Raw genomic sequence first — 12819 nt, 5'->3', positions numbered from 1 at the left:
CCGCGGTGTGTCAGCGGAGATTGGCCGCTTTTAGTGCCCGTAGGTCTTGCTGAATCGCACCGCTTCCGCAGGCAGTTCCCACCGCGTCGGGGCGCCAGCGGTGACCCAGGGCTCGAACGCGCGGGCGACCGGCAGCTCGGCAAAGAGTCCCGGCCACTCGGCACACTCGACCCGGATCCCGGTCACCCCGGAGGATACCGCTCCAATGCTGCCCAGCCACGAGTTTGCCGCGAGCGAAGTCACCGCTTCGAGTGCGGGATCCGGGCTGACACGAACCGCCGAGGGATCGAAGCTCGCGATTGCCGCGGCGGCGGCCGGAGGAAGCTCACCCTCCCCGTGAAGCACAGGCAACGGCGACCCGGCTACCCTGAACCCGGTGCCCGTCGAGACACCTCGCAGCAGCACGCGGCCGGTGAATGCGGCGGCGAAGGGGGTCGCGGGGGATCCCAACACCTCGGCCACGGTTCCCGACTGTGCAATCTTGCCCGCTTCGAGCACGATGACACGCGAGGCGAGGGCGACAAGATCCATCGGATCGTGGCTGACGAGCACCACCGGGATCCCGAGCCGCCGTGCCTCCGCCGCGATGATCTCCCGAAGCTCAGCACTGCTCGCTACATCGAGGGCTGCGAACGGTTCATCGAGCAGTAACAATTCGGGGGCGGCCGCGAGTGTGCGGGCAATCGCTATCCGTTGCTGCTGGCCTCCTGACAGCTGAAGCGGGCGGTCGTCGCCGCGACCCGACAGTCCGACACGCGCCAGCCAGTCGTCTGCCGCGGCGTCCGCGCTGCGGCGGTCGACGCCCTGTGCCCGCGGGCCGAACGCGATGTTTGCGCGCGCGCTGAGGTGGGGGAACAGTCGCGCCCGCTGATCGAGGAATCCGACGCGACGGGCGGCGCGGCGCAGTGCCACCGAGGGGTTGTTTGGCTCGCGTGAGCACAGCACGCGTGCTCCGAGGGTCACCGTGCCTCGCTCGAGCGGGTGTGTTCCCGCGATCGCGCCGAGAAAGGTCGATTTTCCGGACCCGTTGGCTCCGATCACCGCGAGCACCTCGCCCGGTGCGGCCGTGGCAGTCACGTCAAGTACAAACGTGCCTCGGCGCACCCGGAGTGCGCAGTCGAGACCATTCGCCCGCTCGCGCCCGCTCATGCGGCGATCCCGTTCGGACGTGCCCGCGTGAACATCAGCGCGACGAGCGCCACGAGAACCAGCAGGAGTGAGAGCGTGACTGCGGTGTCTTGGGTGACGCCCGCGCCGTTAAACGCGGTGTAGATCGCGAGCGGCATGGTGCGTGTGGTGCCGGGCGCGTTCCCCGCAAACAGTGCCGTGGCGCCAAACTCGCCGAGCGCACGTGTGAAGCACAGGATCGTGCCCGCGGTCAGGCTGGGCCTCAGAAGGGGCAGGGTGACCCTGCGAAACACGGTCCAGGGCCGCGCTCCCAGGCTTTCCGCTGCGTGTTCGAAGCCGGTGTCGAGGCTGCGGAGCGCTCCTTCAACCGATATCACCAGAAAGGGAAGCGCAACGAAGGTTTGCGCAATCACGACGGCCGCTGTCGTGAAGGGGATGCGGATCCCCGCCTCTGCGAGCGCGTTGCCGAGAAGCCCGCCGCGGCCGAGCAGTGACAGCAGCGCGAGGCCGCCCACGAGCGGTGGGAGCACGAGCGGCAGCGTGGTGAGCGCGCGGAGGACGGTGGCGAGGGGCCGGGATGAACGCGCGATGACGAGGGCGAGGGGGAGTCCGAGCAGCACACACAACGCCGTGGCGATGCTTGCCGTGGTGACCGACAGGCCGAGCGCGCTAAGCGCCGCGGGGGATACCAGGGTCGCGGGCACGGCCGCCCAATCGACTCGCAAGAACAGTGCGACAAGCGGCAGGATCAGTACCGCCGCGGCAAGGCCTGCGGGCACCCAGAAGGCGGTCGGCACTGGCGTCTGCGTGTGCGTGTGACTCACGATGTTCCGAACCCGAGGTCTGTCAGAAGCTCCTGGGCCTCCTGCGAGGTCAGAAACGTGACGAACGCGCGCGCCGCCGCAGCGTGCGGTGTTCCCGCGACGGGCACGGCCAGATAGCTTCCGGCCGCCTCGGCTGATCCAGCAATTGAGACACCCGAGACCTCGCGTGCGGCGCGCTGCACATCGGAAGCGTAGACCAGGCCGGCATCGGCCTCACCGCTGCGCACGCGAGTGAGGACCGCGGTGACGTTCTGCTCCTCGCTCGCGGGCGTGAGGCGTACCTCGTTGCGTGTCAGGAGCGTGCGCGCGGCAGCCCCGCACGGCACCTCGGGTGCGCACAGTACGACGGTCGGCGGGGTGTCCGCAGGGAGTGGCTTCGCGAGATCCGCAAGCGAGGTGATACCCAGCGGATTGCCCTTCGCTACCGCGATCACGAGCTCGCTGCTGGCGAAGCGGACGGGGTCACCGTCGGTAAGCGATGCCCGGGTGAGCACAGCCATGGTTGCCTCGTCGGCAGACGCGAACACGTCGGCGGGGGCGCCATTCACGATCTGGGTTGCAAGCACTGAGGAGCCGTCGTAGGTGAAGGTGATGGTGATCTCGGGGTGTGTAGCGGCGAAGGTTTCGCGAAGCTGCTCAAAACCGGGTTCCAGGGAGGCTGCGGCATATACCGAGAGATCGGTGCGTGCCGGCGTACTCGCTGTCGACTCCCCAACAGGCCTCACGGAATGGTTCGCCGGCGCGCATGCCACCAGCAGTGACGCTGCCGTAAGGATGCCGGCCGCAGCGCGGGCGGCCGCTCCGCTTCTGCCCCGTCTCCGCACCGCCATGTACACCAGCATAGGCAAGAATGCGGTCACCATCGCTGCATCGCGATAGTCGATACGTTTGACGTACTACTTCTATCGTAGTATGTTTGCGATAGTACGAATTCGGGAGTCTGAATGCAAGAGGAGGGTGAGACGTGATCGGAGCAGACGCCATCCGCGGCTACGTGGATCTCATGGTGCTATCGCTTCTTCGCAGTGGGCCGTCATACGCCTACGAGCTCGCACAGCGCATCACCGCCATCAGCGGCGATGACTACGCCATCAAACAAACGACGCTCTACTCGGCCGTCAAGCGGCTCGAGGCGATCGAGTGTGTGAGTTCCTCACCGGGAGTATCGCCCAGTGGTAAACCTCGCACCTACTACAGCATCACCGCCGAGGGCCTCGCCCACCTTGCTCTGAAGATCGAAGAGTGGGGCTACACCAAAACCGTTGTTGATCGATTTATTGAAGGGGCACCGCAGTGAACGTCATCATTGCCTACATTGACACCATGTTTAGCGCCTATCCGCAGACGCCGCGGCTGCTTGAGGCAAAGGCCGAGCTGCAGGGCATGATGGAGGACGCCTACACGGGCCTCATTGCCGAGGGGCGCAGCGAGAACGAAGCCGTTGGTCAGGTGATTCGCGACTTCGGCAAGCTCGAGGAGGTCGCGCCGGTGCTCGGGATCACGGCCGAGCTGGATCCGAGCCCCGCGCCCGTGGGTCCAGCTGCGGCCCCGCGCACGCTTGAGCCGCCCGTCACGCTCGACGAGGCAACGGGGTACTCCGAAGCAAAACGGCGCACGCGGTTTCGCTTGGCCGCGGGAGTGATGCTGTTCGTGCTGTCGCCGGTGTCGCTGGTGGTACTGAATGCGGTCGCGGCGCGGGGGTTCCTCCCGGTCCGAGAAGGGGTTCTGCAGTTCGCGGGCCTCCTTCTGCTCCTGCTGTGTGTCGCCGCGGGCGTGATGCTGATGGTGTCGATATCGCGTGAGACGGCACCGTTTCGGCGCATTGAGGACGGCCGCTTCGGTCTCAACCCCGAGGTCACCCGTTGGGCGGAGGCGCAGCGGACACAGCGAGAGAGCGCGCGTATTCGAGCGCTGCAGTTTGCGATCAGCCTGTGGATTCTGGCCCCGATCCCGCTCATCGCCTTCTCGATGATCCTGGACGGTGGCCCGACGGCGGGCCTCTGGAGCAGCGTTGGCGCCGCGCTGGTATTGGTGTTCGTTGCGACCGGGCTCGGGATCCTGCTGCCGCAGACGTGGGCGCACTCGGTAGCCGAGCAACTGGGCAAGGGAAAGAATGCGCGCGGGGACCGGGCCAATGGAGATGGCAGTCAGGGATTCGTTGGAGTGATCGCCGCGTTCTACTGGCCCTTCCTCACCCTGATCTATCTGGCCTGGAGCTTTATCGGGAACGCCTGGGGTGACTCCTGGATCGTGTGGCCCATCGGTGCGGTGCTCTTTGCGGCGATTGCCGCGGGCGGCCGCGCGCTCGAGAGCTATCGCAAGGCGCGGCGCTAGCCACCCGCGGAGAACCGGAAAGGTATAGGCAGCTACACCTCGAAAAGTCGTGGCTGCTCCCTCGCACGTCATCAGAGCGGCGATAAGATTGAATGCAACGCATCCTCGTCGCTGTTCACGATCTCTTGTCCTGTGGCGTGCATGTCTTTCAGGAAAGGGGCAGCATGCTCATAGCTCAGGGTTTTGAACACGCCTTCTCGAGTGGACCCGTCGATGGCTGAACCTGACGAGACGCAGGCCACACCAGGGGTCGCAACCGTTCCGACGATCTCAGTCGTCATCCCTGCATTCAACGAAGAACGGATCATCACGCGCTGTTTACAGGCGCTCACTGAGCAGACTGATTTGCCTGACGAGATCATTCTCGTGGACAACGGCTGCACAGACGACACCATCCGTCTTGCTACTCAGTTCCCCAGGGTTCGAATCATCACGGAGCCTCGGCAGGGCATCACCTATGCCCGACAGGCAGGCTTCGACGCGTCACGCGGTGATGTCATCGCGAGGATCGACGCTGACACGATCGTGAATCCCCAGTGGATTGCTCGCATTCGGCAAGACTTCACCGATCCCGAACTTCACGGACAAGGCGGCAACGCCGCAATTGCGGAACTCTCACCCGGCAACCTCTTCTTAGGATCCTGGTGGTATCGCGGGTTCCGCTTTTGGCACCAGCGCAGCATCGGAGTGGCCCCGATGCTTTACGGCTTCAACAGCGCAGTGCGCCGCGAGGCCTGGCTGTCGGCGCGGCATCTCGTCGCGATGGGAGACGAGCATGTGAGCGAGGACGTAGATGTCACAATTGCCCTTCTGAAGTCGGGTCACCGCCTTCGCTACTCACCCCGAATGCTCGTCAAAGCAAGACTGTTCCGGTCAATTGATCGCGAGAAACTCGCCCGCTACTACGCGACTGACGGCATGACTCTCGCGCGACACCAGTTCGGGAACACGAGACGCTGGCCCGGCCGCAGCAGCTCCGATTCGGAATCTCCCTCGGGAACGACGCGGAACTCCTGATGCGTGAGCCAATAGACGCCCCGATGATCGGTTCAGGCGGCCAAGCTGCACCCGTGCCCTGGCACAGGTCACTGCGTTTTTGGGTCAGCATGATCACGGCACTCGTCGTCGCCGCGATCGCCTGGGCGGCATGGCCCACCATGATCGATGCGTTCCAGAGTATTCGTGACGCGAATCTCTGGGTGCTGATGATTCTGATCCCCACGCAGCTTCTCAGCTTTGCGGTGACCGGCGAAGTGCTCTTCGCCTATCTTCGGGCGCGCGGAGAACTCCGCGGGATGCATCCGTTCGCGGCGATGCGGATGTCCTTGGAGTTCAACTTCGCCAACCATATGCTGCCCTCCGGTGGGGCCGCCGGAATCACCTACGCGAGCTGGAAACTCAGCACACTGGGTGTTTCGCCCAGCAAAGGAACCCTGGCGCAGATCGCTCGCTTCGCGGTCACTTTCATCTCCTTCGCTCTGGTCGTAGGCGCGGCCACCGTCTGGCTTATCGTCAGTGGACAGAGCGAAGCGGCGATCGTGTGGACCGCCGTTGGAATCGGCGTTCTTGCCGTGCTGTCGGTGGTCGGTGCCGTGGTCTTGATTCGCAGACGTAGAGCACTGCATCGCTTTGCAGGGCATGTTGCAGGCCTCATCAACTCATTTGGGCGACTGGTGCGAAGGCCGAGGCTAGTTGAACCTGCCGCTCTCATTCGGTTCTTCGACGGACTGCATATCGAACTCCGGGAACTCCTCGCTCGGCCTCGCGCGCTCCTCGCACCCTTCCTGTGGTCGTTTCTCGTCCACGCGGCGGACGCTGGACTCTTCTGGATCGCGCTTGCGGCCTTCAACCTCTACGTTGATCCGGCACTGCTCATCGTCGCCTACGGCGCAGCCACCGTCGCCAGCATTATTATCGTTACCCCCAACGGCCTTGGCGCATACGAACTCGTGCTCATCGGCCTTCTCGTCGCGGGCGGGCTTCCGAACGCAACAGTGGTCGCGGCCATCGTCGTCGCTCGCGCCATCCTTCTCGCCGGCACCATCGTGTTCGGTTGGGCCTTCTACCAGCACAGCATCGCGACCTCAGCGCGAGGCTGAGCTCGTGGTGTGTCTCACACCACGAGCCCGAATCCGAAGCACGAATCATTGACATTCGTTGTGAAGCTGGGTACTGTCCGAGGAAACACTGAATCTTCTCAACGGTTGAGGGATCCGGTGGCATCCGTCAGGGATGCGCTCCACGTATCCACGGTTTCTTCACGCAATGAGGCGAGGAGGAGAAATGAGCAGTGTCGGGCTCCTGTACGTTGGTGCGGTGCTGTGCATCAACGGCCTGATGCTGCTGGGGCGGATTCCCCGCAAGGCCGCGGCAGCGATGAATCTCTTCGTCGGCGGAATGCAGGTCGTCTTTCCCACCCTCATCATTCTGCAGTCGGGCGGCGACGAGCTGACCATACTCGGGGCATCAGGGCTCTATCTGTTCGGCTTCACCTATTTCTACGTCGCGTGGAACGAACTAACGGGCGCGAGCGGCGAAGGCCTCGGCTGGTTCTCCCTGTTTGTCACCGGCTGTGCGGTGGTGTTTGGGGTGCTGCAGTTCACCCGATTTGACGATCCGGTGTTCGGCATCATCTGGTTTTCGTGGGCCGTGCTCTGGTATCTCTTCTTCGCGATGTTGGCCCTCGGTCGAGAGTCCCTGACCAAGCGGATCGGGTGGTTTGCGCTGCTGCTCGGGGTCTTCAGTGCGGCGCTTCCCGCGTTTCTCTTGCTTACGGGCAGCTATGTGACCGGCTTCCTGGAGGGGTGGATCGCGGCCGGTATCGCCGCACTGATCTTGCTGGCCGCCTGGATACTCGGCAAGCCCGCACCACGAGCCAACCCGATCGCGGTTTCTCAAACCATGGCGTCATCCTGACAGAAAGGTGGGATTTGTGCCCAGTTACTCGTTTCAATGCAGCGAAGGCTGTCGATTCGACGCGATGTTTACGATGTCCGAGGTCCCCGAAACGGCCGAGTGTCGCGCCTGCGGCGGTGTTGCACGGCGTGCCATTACGGCGCCTCATCTCTCTGCGGCCGGAACCTCGGCCTTTCAACTCGTCGACCACGCGGCGAGGAGCGCTCACGAGCCAGCCGTGGTCGACCGTCTCCCGGGGAGCGGATCCCGCGCCCCACAACGCGTCACCCGCAACCCGCTTCACGCAAAGCTTCCGAGAGCATAGGGCTCTCACCTCAATAGCAAAGGAGCTATTCGCATGCCGAAGAATCTATTTCCCCTCGATTCGTCTAAGAAGTTCACGGAGCAGGAGGTGCTCGGCCACAACAGGTGGCATCCCGAGATTCCGCCCGTCGCGACGGTGAAGCCGGGCGACAGCTTTCGGGTCGATTGCCGCGAGTGGTTTGATGGCGCGATCCAGAACGATGACTCGGCGCAAGATATTCTCGATGCCCCGTTGCTGACCGTGCACACCCTCAGCGGACCGTTCAGGGTCGAGGGCGCGAAACCGGGTGACTTGCTCATCGTCGACATTCTTGACGTCGGGCCGATCCCGCAGGAAGATTCGGGACCACTCGCCGGCCAGGGATGGGGATACACCGGGATCTTCTCCAAAAATAACGGCGGCAGTTTTCTGACTGACCAATTCCCTGACGCCTACAAAGCCGTCTGGGACTTTAGCGGCCAGACCGCGACTTCGCGGCACATTCCGGGTGTCTCGTTCACCGGCATCACCCACCCGGGCTTGATGGGCACGGCCCTTCGGCCGGGCTGCTCGCGACCTGGAATAACCGGGAGGGGGCCCTGATCGCAACCGACCCCGAGCGGGTACCGCCGCTGGCATTGCCACCGGAGGCTGAGCACGCCGTCCTGGGCGGCCTGCCGCGGGATCAGTGGGCTCGCGTCGGATCAGAGGCCGCTCGCACGGCGCCTCCGCGCGAGAACGGAGGGAACCAGGACATTAAGAACTTCACCAAGGGATCGCGCGTGTTTTATCCGGTGTTTGTCGACGGGGCGAACCTCTCGGTCGGCGACCTGCACTTCTCGCAGGGGGACGGCGAGATCACCTTCTGTGGGGCAATCGAGATGGGCGGTTTCATTGACCTCCGCGTCGACATCATCAAGGGAGGCATGGAGACCTACGGTGTCAGCGAGAACGCAATCTTTATGCCCGGCAACGTCGAACCGAACTACAGTCATTGGCTTGCCTTCTCGGGCACCTCGGTCACCCTGGACGGTGAACAGAGGTATCTCGACTCACATCTGTCGTATCAGCGCGCGTGCCTGCACGCGATCGATTACCTGACGAAGTTCGGCTACAGTCCCGAGCAGGCCTACCTGCTGCTGGGCGCGGCCCCCATCGAGGGGCGACTTTCGGGCGTTGTTGACATTCCGAACTCGTGCTCGACGGTGTATCTGCCAACGGAGATCTTCGACTTTGACATCCGCCCATCCGCGGCGGGGCCGACGCAGATCGATCCGGGGATCGGCGCGCCTGCGGCAGCCAACAGGTAGCTGCCGCATTCTGGGGCACCGACTCAGATTCCGAGCGTCAGCTTGATGCCCGCGATGACCTCTGACATCAGATAGGTGGGCAGGGTGCCGACAGGATAGGGGGTAATGAATTCTCGGCTCACGGGCCCCAGTTGAGAGACCACCGCTACTGAATCCTTGTCCAAGCTGGTTGCTTCTTTGGGGAGGAGCGTGTTTCCCGGGAATACGTCGAGGGCAAGGTTCGAGGTGAGCGGGACGACGAGTACGGTGTTGATCTGTGTTGCGAGAAGCCAGTCGCCCTGCATGACAACAGCAGGCCGAAGCTTCGCGGGTTCTGAACCCCTGGGGAGACCAAAATCCACCCAGACAACATCGCCGTGATTGATTACCACTCGGTTCCCTCGAGCATTGAGCGCTCCGATTCGCTCAGGAAGGCTCCGTCTCCCGCGGGTTGGCCCGCGCGAAGAAGTGCTGCATTAGCGAGGGCTGTGAGCCTCGATCCGCCCTCGAGTTCGTCGGCGAGTTTCTGAGCAGCGAGACGATAGAACTCTGAACGTTTGAGGCCGTGGCGAGCGGCTACGGCCTCAAACCGCTCAAAATCGGGGTCGGGGAGCGAAATGGCGGTCTTCATGCTTGCAGTATAACCAGTTATACTTACGGTGGTGAAGCCCCGTCACACCGTGATGGGGCGCCCCACGCCCGCGGGGACACTCGAGGGTTCAAGGCGCACCACCACGGCCTTTGACACCGGGGTATTGCTTTCGAGCGCGGTGCTATCGAGCGGGATCAGCACGTTTGCCTCAGGGAAGTAGGCCGCTGCGCAGCCGCGGGCCGTGGGGAACGCGACGGTGCGGAAACCGCGCAGCACCCGATCCGGCTCGTCTTTCCACTCGCTGAAGATGTCGACGGTCTGGCCATCTGTGAGCCCGAGATCCGCGAGGTCATCCGGGTGCACAAACACCACATAGCGGCCCTTCTTGATGCCGCGGTAGCGGTCGTTCAGGCTGTAAATGGTGGTGTTGAACTGGTCGTGCGAGCGCACCGTCTGCAGGATCAGCCGGCCGGGCGGGCACTCGACGGGCTCGAGCTCATTGACGGTGATCCGCGCCTTGCCTGTTTCGGTGTTGAATGTGCGCGAGTCGCGCGGGCCGTTCGGCAAGATGAAACCATCGCGTCTGCGGGTCTTCTCGTTGTAGTCTTCGCAGCCGGGTACGACGCGCGAGATGTGATCCCGAATCACGTCGTAGTCGCGGATCATGGCCTGCCAGTCGATGCCGTGGCGGTCGCCAAAGGTGGCGTGCGCGATCCCTGCAACGATCGCGGTTTCAGAGCGCACCTGATCGGAGATCGGTGGCACCTGGCCGTGCGAGGCGTGTACCGCGCACACCGAATCCTCGACCGTGATGTACTGCGGGCCCGTGGCCTGCTCGTCGACCTCGGTGCGGCCGAGTACGGGGAGGATCAGCGCCTCCTCGCCGGTTACTACGTGGGAGCGGTTGAGCTTCGTCGAGAGCTGCACGCTCAATCGGGTCTTCCGCATCGCCGATTCCGCGAGGTGCGTGTCTGAGATCGCCCCAACGAGGTTGCCACCGAGACTCATCCAGACCTTGATCTTGCCCTCGTTGAGCGCACGGATCCCGTGTACGGCATCGACGCCGTGATCCCTGGGCGGATCAAAGTTGAACTCTTTTCCGAGCGCATCGAGGAAGGAATCCGGCATCTGCTCCCACACGCCCATCGTGCGGTCGCCCTGCACATTGCTGTGGCCGCGCACGGGGGAGGCCCCGGCACCGGGCTTGCCGATGTTGCCGCGCAGTAGCAGTAGATTGATGATCTCGCGGATCGTATCAACGCCCTTGCGATGCTGGGTGATCCCCATCGCCCAGCAAATGATGACGCGCTCGGAGCTCAGATAGTGATCCGCGAGCTCGTCGATTTCGGCCGCAGGCAACCCCGTCGCCTGCTCGACCTCGCGTTCATCAAGGTTCGCCATGTGGCTCGCGAAGGCCTCGAATCCGTCGCAGTGCTGCGCGATAAAGTCGTGATCCAGCACTTCTCCCGGGTACTCCGCCTCCGCATCGAGGACGCGCTTCGAGATCGCCTGCAGCAGTGCCATATCGCCGCCGGAACGGATCTTCAAGAACTGATCCGCGATCTGTGTGGCCTTGCCGAGATAGCCCTTGACGCTCTGCGGATCCTTGTAGCCGATGAGGCCCGCCTCGGGGAGTGGGTTCACGGCGACGATCCGGGCGCCGTGTTGTTTGGCCTCGTGCAGCGCTGTCAGCATGCGCGGGTGATTGGTGCCCGGGTTCTGGCCCATGATGATGATCAAATCGGCCTTTGCGAAGTCATTGTAGGAGACGGTTGACTTCCCGATACCGACCGTGTGCTGCATCGCCGTGCCGGTCGACTCGTGACACATATTCGAACAGTCGGGGAGGTTGTTCGTGCCGAGGACTCGCGACATCAGCTGGTACACAAACGCGGCCTCGTTTGAGGCGCGACCGCTGGTGTAGAACGCGGCCTCGTTCGGGTGAGCGAGCCCGTTCAGGTGATCCGCGATCTTCGCGTAGGCTTCGTCCCAGCTGATCGGCTCATAGTGATCGGAGCCCTGTGCCTTGTACACCGGTTCAATGAGGCGCCCCTGCATGCCCAACCAGTACTCGGTCTTGTCCTCCAGGGAAGAGATCGAATGCTCCTGCCAGAAAGAACGTTCAATCTTCAGTGGCGTCGCCTCCCAGGTCACCGCCTTCGCCCCGTTTTCGCAGAACTCTGCGATCTTGCGGTGATCCGGATCGGGCCACGCGCAACTCATGCAGTCGAAGCCCTCTTTGTGGTTGATCTTCGTCATGAGCTTCGCGGTGCGCGCAAGCCCCATTGCTTTGATCGCGGGTTCCATCGAGTGATACACACCCTCGATTCCCACTGCGTGAGTGAGTGGTTCGGTGATCTCGATGTTCGCGTCTGAAAAGTCTTCGAGCGGGGCTTTGGGGGTCATAGCGGAGCTACCTTCTCGATGGTGCGCTGGGGCGCAAGTTCTGGCGTGGAGGACGGGTTGGAGTCGTTGGTGATGCGATCCGGGCGGCTATAGATCACCATGGACTGACCGCGGAGGAACCCCACGAGGGTGAGGCCCGCGTCGGTTGCGAGCTCGGCGGCGAGCGACGACGGGGCAGAAACGGCGGTGAGCATCGGGATCCCGGCCATGAGCGCCTTCTGCGTGAGTTCAAAGCTGGCGCGGCCCGACACCATGAGTACGCAGTTGCGTGCGGGCAGCCGATCATTCATCATCGCCCAACCGACGACTTTATCGACGGCGTTGTGGCGGCCCACGTCTTCGCGCAGCACCAGCATCTCGCCGGTATTGCCATCGAAGAGGGCCGCCGCGTGGAGACCACCGGTGCGGTCGAACACGGCCTGCTGAGCGCGCAGCAGATCCGGGAACGTCGCGAGCATCTCCGCGTCGATCGTGAGCTGGTCTTCTGCCACCGTGTAGTGGGAGTTGGTGTGCACCGCCTCGATGCTCGCCTTGCCGCAGAGGCCGCAGGAGCTTGTCGTGTAAAAGTTTCGTTCAAGGCTTGGATCGGGCGGAGCTACCCCCGGGGCAAGCGTGACGTCGAGCACGTTGTACGTGTTGCCCTCATCGGGGAGACCAGCGCTGGGTTCACCGGTGGGCGAGGGGGGTTGCTCTGGAAGCCCGAGCTGGATCACGGTGCGCACATCGGTGGGGGCCCGAACTCCCGCGCAGTACCTGGCCGTCGTGAAGTGCTCGGCGTGATGGATGACGCCCTCTGAGACGAGAAATCCTGCGGCGAGTTCGATGTCATTTCCCGGTGTCCGCATCGTCACCGCGAGCGATCGGCCGAAAACGCGAATCTCTAGCGGCTCCTCCACCGCGAGAAAATCGGCGCGGCTGGAAACGAGCCCACCCACGGTAAGGCGGGTTACTCTGCGACGTGCGGCGATGCGAGACACACTCCCTGGATATCATTGAAACACGGCGAGAGCAAGGCCAGGTCCCGGCACGTCAGCATTGCGAGGGACG

General features: G+C 63.5%; 13 protein-coding genes and 1 pseudogene. 7 read left to right on the top strand and 7 right to left on the bottom strand.

Annotated features, from left to right (window positions below; all coding sequences use genetic code 11):
• Positions 1–30: 30 nt before the first annotated feature.
• From G7067_RS12160 to modA, 3 genes are read right to left on the bottom strand one after another with little or no spacing between them, the layout of a single operon-like run.
• Positions 31–1149: a sulfate/molybdate ABC transporter ATP-binding protein gene (locus tag G7067_RS12160; RefSeq protein ID WP_166324787.1), complete on the bottom strand. Its 1119-nt coding sequence runs from the start codon at positions 1147–1149 to the stop codon at positions 31–33.
• Positions 1146–1952 carry an ABC transporter permease gene (locus G7067_RS12155; RefSeq protein ID WP_244301112.1) on the bottom strand — a complete coding sequence of 269 codons (807 nt, stop codon included), beginning with the start codon at positions 1950–1952 and terminating at the stop codon, positions 1146–1148. The genes G7067_RS12160 and G7067_RS12155 overlap by 4 nt, the downstream gene beginning before the upstream one ends.
• Entirely contained in the window at positions 1949–2782 is an 834-nt protein-coding gene (gene modA / locus G7067_RS12150) for a molybdate ABC transporter substrate-binding protein (protein WP_166324784.1), read from the bottom strand. Before modA ends, G7067_RS12155 begins: the two co-directional genes overlap by 4 nt.
• 134 nt (positions 2783–2916) lie before the next feature.
• Between modA and G7067_RS12145 the strand changes: the two genes are divergently transcribed.
• The 7 genes and pseudogenes from G7067_RS12145 (at position 2917) to fmdA (ending at position 8795) form a co-directional block, all read left to right on the top strand.
• Positions 2917–3249 carry a PadR family transcriptional regulator gene (locus tag G7067_RS12145; protein WP_166324781.1) on the top strand — a complete coding sequence of 111 codons (333 nt, stop codon included), beginning with the start codon at positions 2917–2919 and terminating at the stop codon, positions 3247–3249.
• Positions 3246–4286, top strand: a complete 1041-nt coding sequence (locus G7067_RS12140; RefSeq protein ID WP_166324778.1) for a permease prefix domain 1-containing protein — start codon at positions 3246–3248, stop codon at positions 4284–4286. The genes G7067_RS12145 and G7067_RS12140 overlap by 4 nt, the downstream gene beginning before the upstream one ends.
• A gap of 213 nt (positions 4287–4499) precedes the next feature.
• Positions 4500–5303: a glycosyltransferase family 2 protein gene (locus G7067_RS12135; RefSeq protein WP_166324775.1), complete on the top strand. Its 804-nt coding sequence runs from the start codon at positions 4500–4502 to the stop codon at positions 5301–5303.
• Complete coding sequence (locus tag G7067_RS12130; RefSeq protein ID WP_166324772.1) at positions 5303–6385, top strand: lysylphosphatidylglycerol synthase transmembrane domain-containing protein; 1083 nt, start codon at positions 5303–5305, stop codon at positions 6383–6385. Before G7067_RS12135 ends, G7067_RS12130 begins: the two co-directional genes overlap by 1 nt.
• Before the next feature lie 184 nt (positions 6386–6569).
• Complete coding sequence (locus G7067_RS12125) at positions 6570–7202, top strand: AmiS/UreI family transporter (RefSeq protein ID WP_166324769.1); 633 nt, start codon at positions 6570–6572, stop codon at positions 7200–7202.
• Between the two features lie 7 nt (positions 7203–7209).
• Positions 7210–7506 carry an FmdB family zinc ribbon protein gene (locus G7067_RS12120; protein WP_341872835.1) on the top strand — a complete coding sequence of 99 codons (297 nt, stop codon included), beginning with the start codon at positions 7210–7212 and terminating at the stop codon, positions 7504–7506.
• Positions 7507–7539: 33 nt separating this feature from the next.
• Positions 7540–8795: pseudogene (gene fmdA, locus G7067_RS12115) on the top strand (formamidase).
• A gap of 23 nt (positions 8796–8818) precedes the next feature.
• Here the strand turns inward: fmdA and G7067_RS12110 are convergent.
• Genes G7067_RS12110 through fdhD form a run of 4 tightly spaced genes read right to left on the bottom strand, consistent with a single transcriptional unit; the run spans position 8819 to position 12749 of the window.
• Positions 8819–9166 (bottom strand): type II toxin-antitoxin system PemK/MazF family toxin, encoded by a 348-nt coding sequence (locus tag G7067_RS12110; protein ID WP_166324763.1) that lies wholly within the window; start codon positions 9164–9166, stop codon positions 8819–8821.
• The gene (locus tag G7067_RS12105) at positions 9160–9405 is read right to left on the bottom strand and encodes a CopG family transcriptional regulator (RefSeq protein WP_166324760.1); all 246 of its coding nucleotides are present in this window, start codon (positions 9403–9405) and stop codon (positions 9160–9162) included. The genes G7067_RS12110 and G7067_RS12105 overlap by 7 nt, the downstream gene beginning before the upstream one ends.
• Positions 9406–9447: 42 nt before the next feature.
• Positions 9448–11772: an FdhF/YdeP family oxidoreductase gene (locus tag G7067_RS12100; protein ID WP_166324757.1), complete on the bottom strand. Its 2325-nt coding sequence runs from the start codon at positions 11770–11772 to the stop codon at positions 9448–9450.
• A complete protein-coding gene (gene fdhD / locus G7067_RS12095) occupies positions 11769–12749 on the bottom strand; it encodes a formate dehydrogenase accessory sulfurtransferase FdhD (protein ID WP_166324754.1) in 981 nt (326 codons plus the stop codon). The genes G7067_RS12100 and fdhD overlap by 4 nt, the downstream gene beginning before the upstream one ends.
• Between the last annotated feature and the right edge of the window lie 70 nt (positions 12750–12819).

Source organism: Leucobacter insecticola (assembly GCF_011382965.1).
GTDB classification, from domain to species: domain Bacteria; phylum Actinomycetota; class Actinomycetes; order Actinomycetales; family Microbacteriaceae; genus Leucobacter; species Leucobacter insecticola.
Note: the sequence above shows the minus strand (reverse complement) of the source record. Positions and strands in the feature narration are given on the sequence as shown.